17 protein-coding genes are annotated in these 19,517 nt (G+C 72.7%); 8 read left to right on the forward strand and 9 right to left on the reverse strand.

Annotation, left to right across the window (positions count from 1 at the left end):
- Positions 1-64 precede the first annotated feature (64 nt).
- The gene (locus tag IE172_RS05170) at positions 65-625 is read left to right on the forward strand and encodes a SigE family RNA polymerase sigma factor (protein WP_190095845.1); all 561 of its coding nucleotides are present in this window, start codon (positions 65-67) and stop codon (positions 623-625) included.
- On the forward strand, positions 622-1,845 hold the full coding sequence (locus IE172_RS05175; protein WP_190095846.1) for a WD40 repeat domain-containing protein: 1,224 nt from the start codon (positions 622-624) through the stop codon (positions 1,843-1,845). Before IE172_RS05170 ends, IE172_RS05175 begins: the two co-directional genes overlap by 4 nt.
- Here the strand turns inward: IE172_RS05175 and dapA are convergent.
- Positions 1,842-2,726, reverse strand: coding sequence for a 4-hydroxy-tetrahydrodipicolinate synthase (gene dapA / locus IE172_RS05180; protein ID WP_190095847.1), 885 nt, complete (start codon positions 2,724-2,726; stop codon positions 1,842-1,844). The genes IE172_RS05175 and dapA overlap by 4 nt on opposite strands.
- Before the next feature lie 132 nt (positions 2,727-2,858).
- Between dapA and IE172_RS05185 the strand changes: the two genes are divergently transcribed.
- Both IE172_RS05185 and IE172_RS05190 read left to right on the forward strand, forming a co-directional pair.
- Positions 2,859-3,275 carry a phage holin family protein gene (locus IE172_RS05185; RefSeq protein WP_190095848.1) on the forward strand — a complete coding sequence of 139 codons (417 nt, stop codon included), beginning with the start codon at positions 2,859-2,861 and terminating at the stop codon, positions 3,273-3,275.
- Positions 3,272-3,634: a DUF3618 domain-containing protein gene (locus tag IE172_RS05190; protein ID WP_190095849.1), complete on the forward strand. Its 363-nt coding sequence runs from the start codon at positions 3,272-3,274 to the stop codon at positions 3,632-3,634. The genes IE172_RS05185 and IE172_RS05190 overlap by 4 nt, the downstream gene beginning before the upstream one ends.
- Positions 3,635-3,718: 84 nt before the next feature.
- Here the strand turns inward: IE172_RS05190 and IE172_RS05195 are convergent, their stop codons facing one another.
- Positions 3,719-5,527: a DUF8508 domain-containing protein gene (locus IE172_RS05195; protein ID WP_190095850.1), complete on the reverse strand. Its 1,809-nt coding sequence runs from the start codon at positions 5,525-5,527 to the stop codon at positions 3,719-3,721.
- Between the two features lie 211 nt (positions 5,528-5,738).
- Between IE172_RS05195 and IE172_RS05200 the strand changes: the two genes are divergently transcribed.
- Together IE172_RS05200 and IE172_RS05205 are read left to right on the forward strand one after the other, a co-directional pair.
- Positions 5,739-7,175 carry a hypothetical protein gene (locus tag IE172_RS05200; protein ID WP_190095851.1) on the forward strand — a complete coding sequence of 479 codons (1,437 nt, stop codon included), beginning with the start codon at positions 5,739-5,741 and terminating at the stop codon, positions 7,173-7,175.
- A gap of 514 nt (positions 7,176-7,689) precedes the next feature.
- The gene (locus tag IE172_RS05205) at positions 7,690-9,273 is read left to right on the forward strand and encodes a TROVE domain-containing protein (protein ID WP_190095852.1); all 1,584 of its coding nucleotides are present in this window, start codon (positions 7,690-7,692) and stop codon (positions 9,271-9,273) included.
- Positions 9,274-9,329: 56 nt separating this feature from the next.
- Here IE172_RS05205 and IE172_RS05210 read toward each other — a convergent pair whose 3' ends face one another.
- The 7 genes from IE172_RS05210 to IE172_RS05240 form a co-directional block, all read right to left on the reverse strand.
- Positions 9,330-10,520, reverse strand: a complete 1,191-nt coding sequence (locus IE172_RS05210; RefSeq protein WP_190096017.1) for a TerD family protein — start codon at positions 10,518-10,520, stop codon at positions 9,330-9,332.
- Between the two features lie 201 nt (positions 10,521-10,721).
- Positions 10,722-11,711: a zinc-dependent alcohol dehydrogenase family protein gene (locus IE172_RS05215; protein WP_190095853.1), complete on the reverse strand. Its 990-nt coding sequence runs from the start codon at positions 11,709-11,711 to the stop codon at positions 10,722-10,724.
- Positions 11,708-12,559: a carbohydrate ABC transporter permease gene (locus IE172_RS05220; protein ID WP_190095854.1), complete on the reverse strand. Its 852-nt coding sequence runs from the start codon at positions 12,557-12,559 to the stop codon at positions 11,708-11,710. Before IE172_RS05220 ends, IE172_RS05215 begins: the two co-directional genes overlap by 4 nt.
- Positions 12,556-13,497: a carbohydrate ABC transporter permease gene (locus IE172_RS05225; protein ID WP_190095855.1), complete on the reverse strand. Its 942-nt coding sequence runs from the start codon at positions 13,495-13,497 to the stop codon at positions 12,556-12,558. The genes IE172_RS05220 and IE172_RS05225 overlap by 4 nt, the downstream gene beginning before the upstream one ends.
- Entirely contained in the window at positions 13,494-14,867 is a 1,374-nt protein-coding gene (locus IE172_RS05230) for an ABC transporter substrate-binding protein (protein WP_190095856.1), read from the reverse strand. Before IE172_RS05230 ends, IE172_RS05225 begins: the two co-directional genes overlap by 4 nt.
- Positions 14,868-14,996: 129 nt before the next feature.
- Entirely contained in the window at positions 14,997-15,767 is a 771-nt protein-coding gene (locus IE172_RS05235; RefSeq protein WP_190095857.1) for a DeoR/GlpR family DNA-binding transcription regulator, read from the reverse strand.
- 291 nt (positions 15,768-16,058) lie between these two features.
- Positions 16,059-16,868 carry an NAD-dependent epimerase/dehydratase family protein gene (locus tag IE172_RS05240; RefSeq protein ID WP_190095858.1) on the reverse strand — a complete coding sequence of 270 codons (810 nt, stop codon included), beginning with the start codon at positions 16,866-16,868 and terminating at the stop codon, positions 16,059-16,061.
- A gap of 236 nt (positions 16,869-17,104) precedes the next feature.
- On the opposite strand from IE172_RS05240, the gene IE172_RS05245 reads away from it, so the two are divergent.
- Positions 17,105-18,064 (forward strand): 5-dehydro-4-deoxyglucarate dehydratase, encoded by a 960-nt coding sequence (locus IE172_RS05245; RefSeq protein ID WP_190095859.1) that lies wholly within the window; start codon positions 17,105-17,107, stop codon positions 18,062-18,064.
- Positions 18,061-19,227, forward strand: a complete 1,167-nt coding sequence (locus IE172_RS05250) for a hypothetical protein (RefSeq protein WP_190095860.1) — start codon at positions 18,061-18,063, stop codon at positions 19,225-19,227. Before IE172_RS05245 ends, IE172_RS05250 begins: the two co-directional genes overlap by 4 nt.
- Positions 19,228-19,517: the final 290 nt, after the last annotated feature.

A 19,517-nucleotide genomic window follows, 5' to 3' on the forward strand; every position in this document is an offset into this window, starting at 1 on the left:
CGCGCGTCCACAGGGGCGCGGGGAGCGGACACAGGGCCCGCTCCCGGGTGACGAGAAGGTGACGATGGATGCCGAGGCGCAGGAGAGTTTCCGGGAGTTCGTGGCGAACCGGTCGTCCGCACTGCTGAAGACGGCGGTCCTGCTGAGCGGCGGCGACCGGCACGCGGGCGAGGACCTGCTGCAGACCGCGCTGATCAAGGCGGCGGGCCGCTGGCACCGCATCGACGAACCCGAGGCGTACGTACGGCGCATCCTCTACCGGCAGCAGATCAGCCGCTGGCGGCTGAAACGGCGCGGGCGTGAACTCAGCGTGGCCGAGCCGCCGGAACCCGGTACGGGCGGGGACTCCGCCTCGGCCGACGCGGAGCTGCGCCTGGTGATGCGGGGCGCGCTGGCCAGGCTGACCGCACGCCAGCGGACCACGCTGGTGCTGCGCTACTTCGAGGACCTGCCCGAGGCCGAGGTGGCCCGCATCCTGGGCTGCTCGGTGGGCACCGTACGGTCCACCACCCACCGTTCCCTGGCCCGGCTGCGCGCCCTCGCGCCCGAACTGCGCTCGCTCCGCGCGTCCGAGGCCGAGCGACGGCCGTCCGGTGACTATCCGCCCGTGGAGGTGCGGTCGTGAACGTCGACGAACTCGTGCGTGACGCGTTGCGTGAACAGGCGGCGGAACTGACCGCGCCCGGACCGGGATTCGCCGACCGGGTGCTGGCGGTACGGCGGCGGCGCCGGGCCCGGGGGCTGGTCGTCGGCGCCGCCGCGCTGGCGGCCGTCGTGGCGGTCGCCGTCGGCGCGGTGCTGCCGGACACCGGGAAGGAGGACGTCCGTCCCGCCTCGGTCCTGGACGGCAGCGGAGTCCTCGCGCACCCGGACCAGTCGCCGCCCCGCGAGCTGATCGCGGCCGGCCGGTCCGTGCTGGCCGCCTACTACACGGCGGAACCCGTGGCCCGCTCGGCCGACGAGGCCGTGCTGTCCCGCACCTACCGGCTGCTCGACCCGGAAACCGGGATGTACGAGGAGGACGACCGGTGGTCGTTCGTCGCCGTGGCCCCCGGCGCCCGTACGGCGGCCGTACTGGAGCGGACACTGCCCGCCCGGCGGATCGGCGTCCTCGACCTGGCCACCGGCCGGATCGACCGGTGGATCGGCGTCGACCGCGCAGTCGGCGGCCTCGCCTGGTCGCCCGACGGGGACAGGCTCGTCGCCACGACCTACGGCGGGCACCCCGACCTGCTGGAGCGGATGAAGAGCGCGACCGGAGCCTCGGGCTGGGGGCCGCCGTCGCGCACCGGCCCCACCCGCAGCGGCTTCTACGTCCTGGACGTGGCCGACGGACGGGGCGACTGGAGCCCGGTGACGGCCGGTCAGGACATCGGAGGGCGGCAGGACTTCGCGTTCTCCCGGGACGGCCGGCTCGTGTACGCGCAGTTCATCGGGGGCAAGGACGGACTCCAGCGGTTCCACGACCTCGACGGGAAGACGGTGCCCGCACCCGCGAACGAGCATTTCCTGCGGTCGGACGTCCCCGCCCGGCTGTCGCCCGACGGCAAGCTGGCCGCGCTCGGTCTGACGGCCGAGGCCAAGGACACGTCCTGGTCCGAGATCCGTGACCCGTCCACCGGCAAGGAGGTCGCCCGGGTGCGCGGGGCGCAGCTGCTCGCCTGGGCGGACGACCGGCGGCTCATCGCCTGGGAGCGGGCTCCCGGGCCGGGCGAGTACCGGCCCCGGCTGGTGCTGGTCACCATCGGCAGCGAGAAGGTCGTACCGCTCAGCGGGGTGCGTGAGCCGGACGGAGTCTTCGAGACGATGGAGTGGGAGCCGGTCTTCGTCGAACGCCGTGGCTAGCCGGTTCCGGTCAGGTCCCGGTGCAGCGCCCCGAGCCCGTCGGTGGTGACCGTGTCGGCGGGCCTCAGCGGCGGGCGGACCGGGCCGGCCGGGAGACCCAGGGTGCTGAGGAGGGCCTTCGCGGTGACCGTGCCGGGGAGGCCGCCGGCCATCACGGCCTCGATGAGGGGGATCAGCCGCTGCTGGAGGCGCGCCGCGTGGGCCGTCTCCCCGGCGTCGAAGGCGTCCAGCACGGCGCGCACGTGCTTGGGGACGGCATTGGCGACCGTGCTGACACAGCCGGCGCCGCCGACCGCGTAGAGGGCGAGGTTGTGCTCGTCGCATCCCGCGTAGTACGCGAGGTCGGTGCGGGACATCAGCTTCTGCGCCGACAGGAAGTCGTACGAGCAGTCCTTCACGGCCACGATCCGGGGATGCTCCGCGAGGCGGAGCAGGGTGTCGGGTTCGATGCGGGTGCCGGTGCGGGCGGGGATGTCGTACAGGGCGAGGGGGAGGCCCGTGGAGTCCGCGATCCGGAGGAAGTGGGCCTCGATCGCGTCCTGCGGGGGCCGGCTGTAGTACGGGGCCACCACCAGCAGGCCGTCGGCGCCCGCCCGCTCCGCCGCACGGGCCAGCCCGACGGTGTGGGCCGTGTCGGGGGTGCCGACCCCGGCGACGATCGTGGCGCGGGTGCCGATCGCCTCGCGCACCGCCGTGATCAGGGCCGACTTCTCGGCGTCCGTGGTGGTGGGGGACTCGCCCGTGGTGCCGGACAGGACCAGGCCGTCGCAGCCCCCGGTCACCAGGTGGTCGGCGAGACGCCGCGCGCCCTCCAGGTCGAGCGCGCCGGCGGGGGTGAACGGGGTGATCATCGCGCACAGGGTGCGGCCGAAAGGGGTCATGGGGGTAGTGTCGGCCGCCCGGTCGTGAAGTTCCACTTACATGTCCTGACGGGTACAGGTAAGCATTGCTTGATGGATAGCGGGCGGCGCGCAGGGGTACTCGGGTTCTCCCGACCCGAGAGGAGGCGCATCGTGACCGGAACCATCGAGCGACGGCCGGTTCGCGACGAGCACAGCGTGGGTGAGCTCGTCGGGCAGGCCACCGAGCAGATCTCGCGGCTCGCACGGCAGGAAGTGGCACTCGCCAAGGAAGAACTGGCAGAGAAGGGCCGCCGCGCCGGAAAGGGCGGCGGGATGCTGGGGGCGGCGGGCGCGTTCGGCTACGCCGGGCTGCTGGCGCTGGCCGGTACGGGTGTCGCTGCGCTGGACCTGGTGCTGCCCCTGTGGGCCGCGGCACTCATCGTCACGGGCGTGCTGTTCCTCATCGCCGGTGTGCTGGCAGCGGCCGGCCGCGGGCAGTTGCGACGGGCCACGCCGCCGAAACCGGAGAAGACACTCGGCAGTGTGAAGGCCGACGTCGAGGAGATCAAGGGAAGGGCGCACCGATGACGCACGACGTGAGGCGCGCGGGGTCCCCGTCCGGGGCCCATGTCGACGCGGCCGCGGAGGCCGCCGCGACGGGGCGGGGCGCCAAGGGGCCCGACGAACTGCGCCGGCAGATCGAGCGGACCCGGCACCAGCTCGGCGACACCGTCGAGGAGCTGGCCGGGAAGATGGACGTCAAGGGCCGGGCGAGGGCGCGGGCCGAGGAACTGCGGGACCGGGCCGGGGCGATGAGCGTGCAGATGCGCAGCAGCGCCGCGCACGCCGGTGAGGCCGGCAAACGGCACCGCAAGCCGATGATCATCACGGGTGCCGCGGTCGCCGCGGTGGTGGGCGCGGTGATGGTGCGACGCCACCGGTGCTGACGGGTCGCGCCGCCCGCCCGGCGGCCGGTGGGGGGAGAGAGCGGACAGCCGCTCTCTCCCCCCACCGCCGTGTGCGGCCGTCGGCTACGGGCGGAAGCGCAGGATCTGCGGGTCGTGATCGCTGATCTGGTCGTGGAACTCCGCGTTGATGTGCACGCTGTCGTAACTGAAGCGGCGGATCGACGGAGTGATCAGGATCTGGTCCAGGACCTGGCTGTTGCCCTGGTAGACGTAGGAGTAACGCTCCGGCTTCGGCAGGGACTTGATCGCCGACCAGAGGGTGCCGCGGCCCTCGAGGATCTCGGTGGTCCGCGAGAACTCGAAGTCGTTGATGTCGCCGAGGGCCACGACGTGGGCGTTCTTCTGGGCCTTGAGGACCTTCGCGGTGAAGTCATGGACCGCCCGCGCCTGGAGGTGGCGCTGGGTCTCCGAACCGCGGGCCGGCGGCTGGTACTGGGACGTCAGGCCCTGGTCGCCGCCCTTCGAGGCGAAGTGGTTGGCGATCACGATGACCGTACGGCCCCGGAAGTCGAACTCACCGGCCAGCGGCTTGCGGCTGTCCGCGAACGCCTCCGAGGCGGGGTCGACGCGGCCGGGGGAGAGGGTCAGCGCGGCCTTGCCCCGGACCTTGACGACGTCGGTGGGGGTGGTCGCGTCCCCGCCCGGGCGGTCGGTGAAGGAGACCCGCCCGGGGTTGAAGAGGAACGCCTGGCGGATGTTGCCGCCGGGCTGGCCCCCGTCCGCCTTGTCGGCCGGGTCGACGGACCGCCAGTCGTAACGCGGGCCGCCCGCCGCCTCGATGGCGTCGATCAGCAGGGCCAGGGTCCGGTCGGCGGCCACCGTGCCGTCGTCGGTGGCGCCGTTGTTGTCCTGGATCTCCTCCAGGGACACGATGTCGGGGGACCGCAGGTTGTTCACGATCGCGGCGGCGTGCGCGGCGAACGTGTCGTCGGACGGGTCGAGGTTCTCGACGTTGTAGGTCGCGATCGCCAGTTCCGAGGCGTGCTGCGCCCGGGTCGTCTCACGCCGCAGCTCACCGGACTCCAGGTCGCCCAGCGTGCTCGCCACCAGCGTGTACCCGCCGAACTGGTTGTAGTCCAGCGGCCCCGCGGTCGTGCCGGCCAGGGTGTCGCCGACGTTCGCGTCGGGGAAGTCGGCGGCCCTGCCCAGCGACTGGATCTGCAGGTGCCCGGTGTTCTGCGCGTCGTACGAGCCGTAGACCGTGCCGCCGCGCGCGTTGCGGTGCTCCCACGGCTTCACCGTGACCCACAGCTCCGTGTACGGGTCGGTCGCGCCCACCACCCTGGTGTCCGAGACCTGGACGTTCATGCCCTCCAGGGACTCGTAGAGGTCCAGCGCGTACCGGGTGGGCCGCAGCCGGAGGTCGTTGACCGAGCCGTTCGGGGCGGGCGCGTAGGCGGCCGGGACGGACCTCGCCGTGACCGGTGTCGCGGCCGGCACCGGGTTGCCGCTGGAGACGACGGTGAAGGCCGGGCGGGTGATCTCCGTGAGGGACTGGTTGCCGGACGAGGTGCCGCCGGGGACGAACTCCGTCACCGTGCCGGAGACGCTGACGGCGTCGCCGACCGCGACGCCCTGCGGCGTGGACCCCGTGAAGACGAAGACGCCCTCACTGGTCGCCGGGTCGGAGTCCGGCGCGGGGTCCTGGATCCAGAAGCCGCGGGACGAGCCGTAGGTGCGGATGCCGGTGACGATGCCGGTCACATCGGTGACCTGCTGTCCCGCGTACGGCGATATGCGGGTGTCGCCCTGGATGTCATGGATGCGCGGCGAGGCCGCGTGCGCGGGGGAGGTGAGGACGACGGTGGACGCCGCGGTGCACACGGCGGCGACGGTGAGCGCGGCGAGACGCGCGGACGACATGCTCGGCAACGGATTCCTCCGGGAACGTGATCTACGCCGGGACGAGGGTGGAGCGTGGGTCACTCCCTGTCTACGCGCGTCAATCTCCAGCCTGGCCAAGCCACTTGTCAAGGTTTCGGCCATGTACGGCCCCTGAAGGGGAGATGAAGCGGGCGGCATGGGTGGAAATCCGTCTAGGCTGAGCGGCTGAGTCGTATGAGGCCCGAGGAGAAACAAGCCGATGTCAGACAGCTCCATCCTGCCGCCGGCGCGGCTGCACCCCGAAGCGGAGCTGGCGCGCGACGCCCTGTCCACCCCGTTGCTGTCCCGCGCCGCCGGGCTCGCCCGCTGGGCCGGGCCCGCGACCCGCGTGGACGCCGGCGGCGGGCTCGTCGAGGAGCAACTGTCCGCGGCCGCCGCGGAGCTCGGACTGACCGGCGACGACGCCGCCGCCCACGCCAGTGAGGCCTGGCGGGTCGCCGTCGACACCGGACTCGTCGAGATCGCCGACGAGGAGGAGGGGACCGTCACCGCGGGCGCCGAACTGGCGCTGCTCACCGGCGGATCGCCGCAGGACGTGCTGGGGGTCTGGCTCGCCGCCCTGGAAACGGTGATCGGCGACGCGAGCGTCCCCGACCTCGGGGGCCTCGTCGACGCCATCGTCGAAGGAGAGGGCTCCGGGGAACTCGACCTCGACGCCCTGGACTGGGACCCCGAGGCCGAGGCCGACTTCCTCGACGGAGTGCTCGGCAACCTGTACCTGCTCACGGTCGGGGACGAGGGCCCCGGCGGTGCGCCCGTACCGCTGCCCGCGCTGGCCGCATCGGTGATCGTGCCCGACGACATGCCCGAACCCACCAATGACGTCCTGGAGCAGGTCTCCGACGCGATGATGCGGCTCGACGACCAGTTCCGCGTGCTCGAACCGGTGGGGCTCGTCGAGTACCACCCGGTCGACGAGGCGCTGATGGCCGACGCCGAGCAGGAGCCCGCGGCACCGGTGGACGACACCGACGTCTCCCGCTACGGCATGGTGCGGCTCACCCCGCTCGGGCTCTACGGACTGCGCGCCCGGCTGCTGGAGGCCGGATTCCGGGCGCCGGCGGTCGGGGAGCTCACCGACAAGGGGGCCGACGCGCTGCTCGACGGCACGGCCGGCTTCCCGCCCGCGGCCGCCCACGCGGAAACCGAGAAGTGGCTGGCCCGGCGCGAACCCCTGGCCGCCGCACGCGAGTTGCTGGCCGCCGCCCGGGGCACCGACGAGGGCGCGCCGCTGCGGCGGCTGCGGTGCCAGCAGGCGCTGTCGCTGGTCGGCGCCTCCGCCGAGCCCGCCCTGCGGGAGGTCCTGGCCGACCCCGAACTCGGCGGACTGGCCCGGGTGTGGCTGGCCGAGCACGGGGCGGCCGACGTGCCGCCCCCGTCCGAGGCCCTGATCTTCTGGCTGACCATCGACACCGTCGCAGCCCAGCTCGCCGCGGAGGGCAACTCCGAGGAACTGCGCTCCCTGGTGGAGGGCCTGGCACGCCAGCACGGCGGCTTCTTCGACACCGCCTGGCGGGTGGACCACCCGGCCACCGCGGACGTGCTGGAGGCCATGGGACGCCTGCACCCGGACAAGAAGGTCGCCAAGGAAGCACGCAAGGCCGCCTTCAAGGCCCGGTCGCAGCACGGGGGCTGAGCCCCACGGCCCCGGAGGCGGCGTCAGCGCCGCTGATTAATTCGCTCGCCCGACCGATGACCGCCCTCCTAGAGTGATGCACGTCCAGGTGCGAAGGCAGGACCTACTTCCACTCATCATGGGGCGGTCACGGGTTCGAGTCCCGTCACCGGCACAACACGCCGGTGTAGCTCAGGGGTTGGAGCGCCATCGTCGGTTCCGCCGAATCAGAACTCTGGACACCGAACACTTCACGCACCTCCCGGTGCGCGGGCTGCGGCTACTTCTTCTGCGAAAAGATCCCGTGCCGCCGCCGACTCGATCTCGGGAGGCGCGGCGGAGGACGGGGTGCCCGGTGCGCAGGCAGCGGATACTTCCGGGATCAGGTCTGTTGCGGGTTCGAATCCCGTCGTCGGCCCGGGGCCGACGTGGCGGAAAAGGAAGACGCGCCTGACGTGTTCCGTCGCCGGCCTCGTCCTCGGGCACCGTCCTCCTCGCGCCTTCCTCCAAAAACACGGATTCGGGGGAATTCCGCATGGCACGCTTCAACACCAAGAAGGCGAAGGCGCGGCCCACCTCGCGTGTGACGTCGACGGGCCGCGTCCTGACCACGCACCAGGGCGGCCGGGGCCGTGAACGCGACGCCCGCTCCGAGCTCTTCCTGCTCGCCGTCTCCGACTTCGTGACCCAGCGGACCTTCCACGAGAGCGGCGACAGCCGTGACGACCGGTTCGCGAAGCTCGTGCGCGACCTCGCCGTGACGGACCCGTCGTGGACGGCCGGCCTGCTCGGCTGGCTGCGCGGCGAGGGCAGCCTGCGGACCGCCTCCCTGGTGGGCGCCGCCGTCTACGTCAAGGCCCGGCTGGACGCCGGAGCGACCGACGGTCCCTCGAACCGGCAGGTCGTGGACTCCGTGCTGCGGCGGCCCGACGAACCCGGTGAGCTGCTCGCCCACTGGACGGCGACGTACGGCCGGAACATCCCCAAGCCCGTCAAGCGCGGAGTCGCCGACGCCGTACGCCGCCTCTACGGGGGCAGGGCGCTGCTGAAGTACGACACCGCCTCCAAGGGCTACCGCTTCGGCGACATCCTGAACCTGGTGCACGCGGCCCCCGACCCGGACAAGCCGTGGCAGGGCGAGCTGTTCCGCTACGCCCTGGACCGCCGGCACCACCCGGACACCGCGGTGCCGCCCGCTTCGAGCCGTGTGCTCACCGCGCACCGCGAGCTGATGGCGCTGCCCGTCGCGGAGCGGCGGGCGGTCGTCACGGCACCCGGCGGTGCCGAGCGGCTGGCCGCCGCCGGCCTCACCTGGGAGGCGCTGGCGGGGTGGTTGCAGGGGCCGATGGACCAGGCTGCCTGGGAGGCGGTGATCCCGTCCATGGGAACGATGGCGCTGGTGCGCAACCTGCGGAACTTCGACGAGGCGGGCGTCTCGGACGAGGCCGCCGCGTCGGTCGCCGCCCGCATCGCCGACCCGGCGGAGGTCGCGCGGTCGCGGCAGTTCCCCTTCCGGTACCTCGCCGCGTACCGGCACGCGCCGTCGCTGCGCTGGTCGTACCCGCTGGAGCGGGCGCTCGGGCACTCGCTGGCCAACGTGCCGGCGCTGCCGGGGCGGACGCTGGTCCTCGTGGACCGCTCGGGTTCGATGTTCCACTCCCGGATGTCGGACCGTTCCGAACTGACCCGCGCGGACGCGGCGGCGGTCTTCGGCACGGCGCTCGCGCTGCGGGCGGCGAAGGCGGACCTCGTCGAGTTCGGCTCGACCAGCCGGCGGGTGCGGTTCCGCCGGGGCGAGTCGGTGCTGAAAATCCTCGAGCGGTTCGGCGACCTCGGCGGCACCGACACCACCGGGGCGGTGCGCCGGCACTACGCGGGGCACGACCGGGTACTGATCGTCACCGACGAGCAGTACGCCTTCAGCCACCACGGGGACCCGACGGAGCAGGTCCCGGCCCACGTCCCGGTCTACACCTGGAACCTCGCCGGCCACCGGGCGGGCCACGGCCCGTCGGGCACGGCGAACCGGCACACCTTCGGCGGCCTGACGGACGCCGCGTTCCGGATGGTTCCGCTGCTCGAGGCCGGGCGGGACGCCGACTGGCCGTGGGCCGCGTGAGAACGCCGGGTGCCCCTGTCCGTGGACAGGGGCACCCGGCGCTGTTACGCGTGTGACTACAGGGCCTGGGCGGCCGGCTTGACCATGCCGCGGACCGTGCGGGACTTCACGAAGTCGCCCATCGCGGTCATCTCCCACTCGCCGGAGTACTGGCGGATCAGCTTCGCCATCATCACGCCCGTCTGCGCCTCGGCGCTCGTGAGGTCGAAGCGGACCAGTTCCTCGCCGGTCGTGGTGTCCAGCAGACGGCAGTACGCCTTGGCGACCTCGGTGAACTTCTGGCCGGAGAAGGAGTTCACCGTGAAGACCAGGCCGCTGACCTCCATGGGAAGCCGGCCGAGGTCGACGGTGATGGTCTCGTCGTCCCCGCCGCCCTCGCCGGTGAGGTTGTCGCCGGAGTGGCGGATCGCGCCGCCCACGATCTGGAGCTTGCCGAAGTAGCAGCTGTCGATGTGGTTGCGCTGCGGGCCGTAGGCGATGACCGAGGCGTCCAGGTCGATGTCCTTGCCGCGGTAGGCGGGCTCCCAGCCGAGACCCATCGTGACCTGGGAGAGCAGCGGGCGGCCGCCCTTCATCAGGGAGACGGTCTGGTTCTTCTGCAGGCTGACCCGGCCCTTGTCGAGATTGATCTTCCCGGAGCCGGGGGCGGGTGCGGGCGGGGCAGGGGGCGTGGCCGGAGCGGCGGGGGCGGCGGCCGGCACGGGGGGTGCCTGCGGAGCGGCGGCCGGCTGGGCCGGGGCGGCCGGGGCGGCCGGTTCCTCAACGGTGACACCGAAGTCGGTGGCGATGCCGGCCAGGCCGTTGGCGTAGCCCTGGCCGACGGCGCGGGCCTTCCAGGCGCCGTTGCGCAGGTAGATCTCGACGACCACGAGGGCCGTCTCGGAGCCGAGGCCCGGCGGCGTGAACGTCGCGAGGACGGCGCCGCCGTCCGCGTCGCGGATCGTGGCCGTCGGCTCGATGCCCTGGAAGGTCTGTCCCGCCGCGTCGGGGCTCGCGGTCACGACGATCTTCTCGATGCCCGGGGGCACGGCGGTGGTGTCGACCGTGATGGCGTCGGGGGCGGTGCCGCCGCCGGAGCGGTAGCTCACGCCGGGGCCGGCGGGCTGGTTGTAGAAGATGAAGTCGTCGTCGGAGCGCACCTTGCCGTCGGCGGTGAGCAGCAGGCCCGAAACGTCGAGCCGCACGGGCGCGGAGACGTCCACCGTCACGCGGGCGGTGGGGAGGGGGATGTTCGAGCCGGGGGTCATAGCTGTCATGCCGGGTGAACGAGCGAGGGCGTTTTACCGTTCCCTTACCTGTGGGCCGATCGGGGTGGCGGGGGAGAGAGGTGTTCCCGTCGGGTGTTCCCGACCGGTGCCCCCGCCCCCGCCGCCCCTTCCCGTCCCGGTCCGGGGCCACCTGGCTCCTCCCCGGCCCCGCTCCTCGAACGCCGGAGGGGCCGGGACCCGCTAGGGCACCACCACGATCTTTCGGCCCACGCCCGCCGCGAACTGGTCCAGGGCCTGCGGGTACTGGTCCAGCGGGAGGCGGTCGCTGATGAAGACGTCCGGTTCCAGGACGCCGCCCGCGAACAGCTCCGCCGCGCGCTCGTAGCTGTGCAGCACGGCCATCGAGCCGGTGATGGTGATCTCCTGGTTGTAGATCCGGTACGGATCGATCCGCACCCGCGTCGCATAGTCGGCGACTCCGAACTGCAGGAACGTGCCGGCCTTCGCCACCCGGTCCAGCCCGTCCTGGATCGCCGCGGCGTTCCCCGTCGCGTCGATGACGAGGTCCCACCCCTGCGGCCGGTCCAGTTCGTCCGGGGTCGCCGCCGACGCGGAGACACCGAGCCGGCGGGCCGTCTCCAGCCGGGCCGGATTGAGGTCCACCATGTCCACGCTCGCCGCGCCGGTCCGCTTCGCCAGCTCCAGCATCATCAGGCCCATGGTTCCGGAGCCGTAGATCAGCACGTGCGCGCCGAGCCGCGACCGCAGCACGTCGTAGCCGCGCACCGCGCAGGACAGCGGCTCGATCAGCGCCGCGTCCTGCGTACGGACGTGCTCGGGGAGCTTCACGCAGTTCGCCACCGGGGCGAGGGCGTACCGGGCCGCGCCGCCCGCCGTGGTGACGCCGATCGCCGCCCAGCGTTCGCAGAGGTTGTTGCGGCCGGTGCGGCAGTAACGGCACTCGTGGCAGTACAGGGAGGGGTCCACCGCCACCTGGTCGCCGAGCGACACCTCCGTGACCTGCGCGCCGACACCGACCACCTCGCCGGCGAACTCGTGTCCCGGCACGATCGGGAGCCTGGGGGCGAACTCGCCCTGGAGGATGTGCAGATCGGTGCCGCACAGTCCGCAGGCCGCGACCTCGACGACGACGTCGCGGGGCCCGGGCGTCGGGTCCGGGACCTCGGTGACGACGGCCTTGCCCACGGACTCGATGACGGCGGCCTTCATTTCACGGCTCCCAACGACAGGCCCTGGACCAGTTTGTCCTGGGCGGCGAACCCCGCGGCGAGCACCGGCAGGGAGATGACGAGCGACGCGGCGCACACCTTGGCCAGGAACAGGCCCTGGCTGGTGATGAAGCCGGTCAGGAAGACGGGGGCGGTCTCGGCGACCACGCCCGTCAGCACACGGGCGAACAGCAGCTCGTTCCAGCTGAAGATGAAGCAGATCAGGGCCGTCGCGGCGATGCCGGGCAGGGCGATCGGGGCGACCACGCGGGCCAGCACCGTCGGCAGCCGGGCGCCGTCGATCTGGGCGGCCTCGATGACCGCGACCGGGACCTCGGCGAGGAAGGACTGCATCATCCACACCGCGATCGGCAGGTTCATGGAGGTGTAGAGGAGGACCAGCAGCCAGATGTTGTCGAGCAGCCCGGCGTTCTTCGCGAACAGGTAGATCGGCAGCAGGCCGGCCACGACGGGCAGCATCTTGGTGGAGAGGAAGAAGAACAGCACGTCGGTCCACCGCTTCACCGGGCGGATGGACAGGGCGTAGGCCGCGGGCAGGGCCAGCAGCAGGACGAGGAGGGTGGAGGCGACGGACGCCACCGCGGAGTTGATCAGAGCGGGCCAGGGGCTCGCGCCGCCGCCCGCGCCGAAGAACTCGCGGTAGCCGTCCAGGGTGAGGGCGGCGGCGAACGACGGCGGGTTGGTGGCCGCGTCCGTCTCGGAGTGGAAGGACGTCAGGGCCATCCAGGCGATGGGCAGGAAGAACACGATGCCGGCCAGCCAGGCGACCAGGCCCAGGCCCGCTCCGCCGCGGAACCGGCCGCGGGTGCGTACGGCGGTGCTGCTCATGCGCGGGACACCTCCTCGCGGAACAGGGACGACACCACGCGCAGGGCGAAGGTCGCGATGACGATGGAACCGATGACGACCAGGACGCCGGCGGCCGAGGCGAGGCCGTTCTCGTGGGCCTGGTAGAAGGTCTGGTAGACGGTGTAGGGCAGGTTGGCGGTGCCCAGGCCGCCGGAGGTGATGGTGAAGACCGCGTCGAAGTTCTGCACGATGTAGATCGAGCCGAGCAGGGCGCCCAGTTCGAGGTAGCGGCGCAGGTGGGGCAGGGTGATGTGGACGAAGATCTGCCAGTCGCCCGCCCCGTCGACCCGGGCGGCCTCCAGCTGCTGCTGGTCCCGGCTCTGCAGTCCGGCGAGCAGGATCAGCATCATGAACGGCGTCCACTGCCACACCAGCGCGGCCTCGACGGCGAGCAGCGGGGTGTTCGAGATCCAGTCGGGCTGGGGGCCGCCGACGTAGTGCAGCAGACCGTTGAGGAGCCCGTACTCGGGGTTGTAGAGGACGTGCTTCCACAGCAGGGCCGCCGCCACCGGCACCACCAGGAACGGGGCGATGAGCAGGGTGCGGACGATGCCCCGGCCGCGGAACCTGCGGTCCAGCAGCAGGGCGAGGAGCAGTCCGAGGACCAGGCTGGCCAGGACGACCCCCACGGTCAGCAGGATCGTGGTCCACACGGAGCGGCGCAGGTCCGCGTCGGTGAGGACCTCCTGGTAGTTCGCGAAGCCGGCGAAGCCGCGGGCGTCGGGGTAGAGGGAGTTCCAGTCGAAGAAGGAGATCACCAGGGTCGCCACGAAGGGCAGCTGGGTGACCACGATCATGAAGATCAGGGCGGGCAGCAGGGGGCCGCGGGCGGCCCAGGCGCGGAGCCGGTCGGAGGACCGGCGGGGGGCCGGGCGGGTCTCTGGCGCGGCCGCGGGGGCCGTGGTCGTGGCGGTCATCGTCCCTCGTACTCCTCGGAGATCTCTTCTGCGAGCTGCTGGGACTTCCTCAGGGCCGATGCGACGGACTGGCGTCCGGCGATGGCCGCGCTGATCTCCTGGGAGACCCGCGTGCCGAGATCGGTGAACTCGGGGATGCCGACGAACTGGATGCCGGGCGCGGGGCGGGGCTGTACTCCCGGGTCGTCGGGCCGGGCCTGTTCGATGGCCTCCTTGGTCATCTCCTGGAAGGCGGCGGCCTCCGCGCGGTAGTCGGGGTTGGCGTAGGTCGAGGCGCGCTTGCCGGCCGGGATGTTGGACCAGCCGATCTCGTCGCCGACGAGTTGCTCGTACTCCTTGCTGGAGGCCCAGGAGACGAACTTCCAGGCGTTGCCGGGGTTGCGGGAGGCGTCCTGGATGCCCCAGGCCCAGGTGTAGAGCCAGCCGGAGGACTCGGTCCTCTCGACGGGCGCGGGGGCGTAGCCGACCTTGCCCTGGACGGGGGAGCCGTCGGCTTCGAGGGAGCCGGCGGCGGAGGTGGCGTCGTACCACATGGCGACCTTGCCCTGGGTCATGTTGTTGAGGCATTCGGCGAAGCCGGCCTGGGGGGCGCCGGACTCGCCGTGCTCGCGGACCAGGTCGACGTAGAACTTCACCGCCTTCTGCCACTCGGGGGAGTCGAGCCGGGCGTTCCAGTCCTCGTCGAACCAGGTGCCGCCGAAGGTGTTGACCACGGTGGTCAGCGGGGCCATGACCTCGCCCCAGCCGGGGAGTCCGCGCAGGCAGATGCCCTTCATGCCGGGTTCGGCCCCGTCGAGTTCGGCGGCGAGGCCGGCCACCTGCTGCCAGGTGGGCCGGGCGGGCATCGTGAGGCCCTCCCGCTCGAAGAGGTCCTTGCGGTACATCAGGAAGGACGACTCGCCGTAGAAGGGCTGGCCGTAGAGCTTCCCGTCGTCGCCGGTGAGGGACCGGCGCATCGGTTCGAGGACGTCCTGCTGGTCGTAGCCGGGGTCGTCGGCGACGTAGGAGTCCATCTCCTTCAGCCAGCCGTTGCGGGCGTAGATGGGGATCTCGTAGTTGGACAGGGTGGCCACGTCGTACTGGCCGGCCTGGTTGGCGAAGTCCTGGCTGATCTTGTCGCGGACGTCGTTCTCCGGCAGCACGGTGAAGTTGACCTTGATGCCGGTGTCCTTGGTGAAGTGCTCCGCGGTGAGCTTCTGCAGTTCGACCATCTGCGGGTTGTTGACCATCAGGACGTTGACGGAGTCTCCGCCGGACCCGGCCCCGCCCGCTCCGACCCAGCAGCCGGAGAGCAGCGGGGCGAGCAGCGTCCCTGCGGCGGCCGCGGCGAGTGCGGCTCGCGGTGGCCTCCAGCGGCTGTGGGTGTGCATGGATCACTCCTCGGCGAAAGCGGCGTACAGGACGTATGCGGAGCCCCGGGGCGGAGGGCGGGCGGCGCCGGGCATGGCTCCGCCCCGGGGTCGTGGACACGGGCTGTTGCGGTGGTGGTCCGGCCTGCTTCAGACCCGGATGACCTGGGGTCCGAGCAGGGAGTAGCGGTGGGCCTCGGCGGCCGGCAGCAGGGTGCTCGTGACGATCGCCTCCAGCGCGCCGACCTCGGCGAACCGGCAGAAGCTGACCGCCCCGAACTTGGTGTGGACACCGGCGAACACCACCCGGCGGGCGGCCCGGACGGCCTGTGCCTTGACCTCGCTGACGGCCGGGTCGGGCGTGGTCAGTCCGTGTTCGCGGGAGATCCCGTTGGCGCCGATGAACGCCAGGTCGATGACGAATCCGGCGAGCATCTTCGTGGTCCAGTGGTCGACGGTGGCGAGGGTGCCGGAGCGGACCCGCCCGCCGAGCAGCAGGACGGACACGGTGCCGGTCTCCGCGAGCGCGCCCGCGACCGGCAGGGAGGCGGTGACCACGGTGAGCGGCCGGTCGGCGGGCAGGGCCTCGGCGATGAGCTGCGGGGTGAAGCCCTCGTCGACGAAGACGGTCTCGGCGTCGCCGAGGAGTTCGGCGGCGGCGGCCGCGACCCTGCGCTTCTCGGGGACGTGGCTGGTGGCGCGGAAGGCGAGTGTCGTCTCGAAGCCGGCGCTCTCCACGGGGTAGGCGCCGCCGTGGGTGCGGCGTACCAGTCCGTGGTCCTCCAGGGCGCGCAGGTCACGGCGTACGGTCTCCCTGGCCACGCCCAGGTCGGCGGCGAGCGCGGTGACGTCGACCGAGCCGGTGGTGCGTGCCACCCGCACGATCTCCCGCTGGCGCTCCTCGGCCGTCCTGTTGCTCATGACCGGCACCTGCTTCCTGATCTCGCTGCCCGTTCGGGCCCGGTGCGGCCCATGAGGGAAGTTCTACAGCGGGTGTCCGCTGCTGACCAGGCTTGTTGCGTGTCCGTTCCTGCCCGCTTGTGCCCGTTCGGCGGGCGTGGTGCCCGGCGCGGACCTGGGCGGGCGCCGGGGGAGGCGTGGGAGCGGGCAGTGCGGATGCCCGCATACGGCGGCGGGCGGGCCCGTTCGGTGCCCGCCCGCCGCCGTGGGCGATCGTTTCGCGCCGCCGTGGCGCGTGCGTGGGGGTCGTCGTCAGTACGGCCAGATGGGCGGGTCGGTGACGAAGTGGCCGCCCAGGCAGGCGTGCGCCGGGTCGTCCGGGTCCAGCTCGCCCTGTTCGGCGATCAGCTTCCGGGCGTACGGCTCGGAGTCGTCGCGCGGTTCGTAGCCGAGCGCCCGCGCGGAGGTGAGGTCCCACCACAGCCGGGTGTTGGCGGAGGAGCCGTGGACCACGGTGTGGCCGACGTCCTCGGCGGTCAGGGCGGCGTGGAAGAGGCGGGCGCCGTCGGCGGGGCTCATCCACACCGACAGCATGCGCACGCTGGTCGGCTCGGGGAAGCAGGAACCGATGCGTACGGAGACGGTCTCCAGGCCGTGCTTGTCCCAGTAGAGCTGGGCGAGGTCCTCGCCGAAGCACTTGGACAGGCCGTAGAAGGTGTCCGGGCGGCGCGGGGTGTCGACCGGGATGAGCGGGTCGTCCCCCCGCGGGCGCGGGGTGTAGCCGACGGCGTGGTTGGAGGAGGCGAAGACGACACGTCTCACGCCCTCCTCGCGGGCCGCCTCGTAGAGGTTGTAGGTGCCCTCGATGTTGGCCCGGAGGATCTTGTCGAAGGAGGCTTCGAGCGAGATGCCCGCGAGGTGGATGATCGCGTCGACGCCGCGGACCGCCTCACGCACGGCGTCCTTGTCGGCGAGGTCCGCGACGACGGCACCGGGTGCGCCGTCGACGGGGTGCAGGTCGAGCAGGCGCAGCGTGTAGCCGTATTCGGGGAGCAGGTCCCGCATCAGGGTGCCGAGGCCGCCGGCGGCGCCGGTGAGCAGAACGGTGCGGGGAGCGGGCATCCTCGGGTCTCCTTGCGGCGCCGGCCGGGACACCCGTACATATGGGCGCACGGCATTCATATTCATGGACACGCTAAGGAGGTCGGGCGCGGCTCGTCAAGTATCCCCCGATGATCGTCCGACGTCCCGCCGAACGCGGGAATCGGCTGGTGTGCGCCGCGGCGCGGTGCTTGACCGGTGTCCCCGGGGGGTCTTAGCGTGGAGAGCGTTCAGCTATATGGACGCCAATCAAGAATATGGACCAGGGAGAGCTTGTGACGTCAGCCCCTCTCGCCGCCCGACTCGAAGTGCCCAGCGGGCCGTTGTTCTTCCCGGTCACCGCGTACGGGCCGGACGGCGCCCTCGATCTCGACACCTACCGGCTCCATGTGCGGCGCGGTGTGGAGGCCGGGGCCGCCGCGGTGTTCGCCTGCTGCGGCACCGGTGAGTTCCACGCGCTGACACCGGAGGAGTTTGAGAGCTGCGTCCGTGCCGCCGTGGAGGCCACCGAGTCTCGCGTGCCGGTGATCGCGGGCGCCGGCTACGGCACCGCGCTCGCGGTCCGCTGGGCCCGGCTCGCCGAGGACGCCGGCGCGGACGGGCTGCTCGCCATGCCGCCGTACCTGGTCAGGGCGGGACAGGAAGGCATGCTGCGGCACTACCGGGAGATCGCCGCGGCCACCCCCCTGCCCGTGATCGTCTACCAGCGCGACAACGCCCTCTTCACGCCGGAGACGGTCGTCGGACTGGCCCGCACCGACGGGATCATCGGCCTCAAGGACGGCCACGGCGACCTCGACCTGATGCAGCGGACGGTCAGCGCCGTCCGCGCGGCCGCTCCCGGCGACTTCCTCTACTTCAACGGGCTCCCCACCGCCGAACTCACCCAGCCCGCCTACCGCGGGCTCGGCATCACCCTGTACTCCTCCGCGGTGTTCTGCTTCGTGCCCGAGATCGCCCTCGCCTGCCACACCGCCTTCCGCACCGGCGACGGCGCCACCGTCGACCGGCTGACCGACGGCTTCTACCGGCCGTTCGCCGACCTGCGCGCCCAGGGCCACGGCTACGCCGTCTCCCTCGTCAAGGCCGGGGTGCGGATGCGCGGCCTCGAGGTGGGGGAGGTGCGGCCGCCGCTGACGGAACCCGCGGGGGATCATGTCAAGCAGCTCGCTCACCTGATCGAGCGGGGACTCGCGCTGCTCCAGGAGGACATGTGAAGGCGTCGGCGTTCGTCTACCCCTGGGACGTCAACGGGGACCCGGAGGCACCCGCGCGGATCGCCGCGCTCGGCACCGCACAGGTGACGCTGGCCTCCGCCTACCACTCCACCCGCGCGCTGACGCCCCGCCACCCGCGCCACCGCGTTGTCACCGCCGAGTACGCGGCCGTGCTCTACCCGATGGCGGAGGACCGCTGGTCGGGCCGGGCCCTGCGCCCGTACGCGGCCGGTGACTGGGCGCCCGGGGACGCCTTCGGCGAGGCGGCCGCCGCGCTCGCGGACGCGGGCCTGGAAGTGCACACCTGGGTGGTCCTCGCCCACAACTCCCGCCTCGGCGCGGAACATCCGGACACCTCGGTGGTCAACGCCTACGGCGACCGCTACCCCTGGGCGCCGTGCATCGCCCGGCCCGCCGTCCGCGCCTACCTGACCGACCTGGCCGCCGAGGCGGCGGTGCGCCCCGGAGCGCGCGGCACCGAGCTGGAGTCCCTCGGCTGGTACGGGCTGGCCCACCTGCACGCCCACGACAAGACCGCCGGGGTCGGCCTCGGGGACGCGGGGCAGTACCTGATGTCCCTCTGCTTCTGCCCGTCCTGCCGCGACGGCTACGCGGGCCGGGGCCTGGACGCCGACGGGCTCGCCGCGTCGGTGCGCACCGCGCTGGAGCCGGTGTGGCAGGGGGCGCCCTCCGACGGGGGCTGGGCGGGCGTCGAGAAAATGCTCGGCGAGACGCCGGCGAACGCCACCCGCGCGTGGCGCGAGGAGGTGGCCCGCACCCTCCAGGAGGCGGCGGTCACCGCCGTACGGGAGACGGCCCCCGACGGCTTCCGGATCCTCCTGCACGCGGACCCGGTGTCCTACCACTGCGGCGCCAACGCGGGCGTCGACCCGGCACACATCCTCTCCGTCGCCGACGGCGTGGTCGTGCCCTGCACCCCGGGCAGCGGTCCGCTGACGCCGTTCGCACGGGAGGGCCGCGAGGGCGCGGTCCTCGCCGCCAACTTCACGGTCGTCTCCGGCATGGGCGGCAGCCCCGCCACCCTCGCCGCGGACGCGACGGAGGCCCGCCGCCGGGGCGCGACGGAACTCCGGCTCTACCACGCGGGGCTGGCGTCCGACGCCGACCTGGAGGCGGTGCGCTCGGCGCTCGCCGCGCTCTGACACGGGCCGGCCGTCGGCGGCGCGGGCTCCGTGCCCGCGCCGCCGCTCGGCCAGGGCGGTCAGCCGGGCGTGGGCGCCCACCCACCGGGCCGTGGCCGGGCTCCACCGGCGGCCGGGGGAGTCTCGCCGCCGACGCCACGCGGACACCGCACCGCACCGCACCGGGCCGTGACCGCCCACCGCTCGGCCGCCGGGGCCGGGGCGCGGGGGTGAGTCGTGTCAGGCGGTGCCCGAGCCGGAGCGCTGTGCGGGGGCGGTGGTGCGGGCGGAGCCGGTCGGGTGGCGGAGCA

This window comes from Streptomyces griseoflavus (assembly GCF_014649995.1).
Classification (GTDB): Bacteria; Actinomycetota; Actinomycetes; order Streptomycetales; family Streptomycetaceae; genus Streptomyces; species Streptomyces griseoflavus.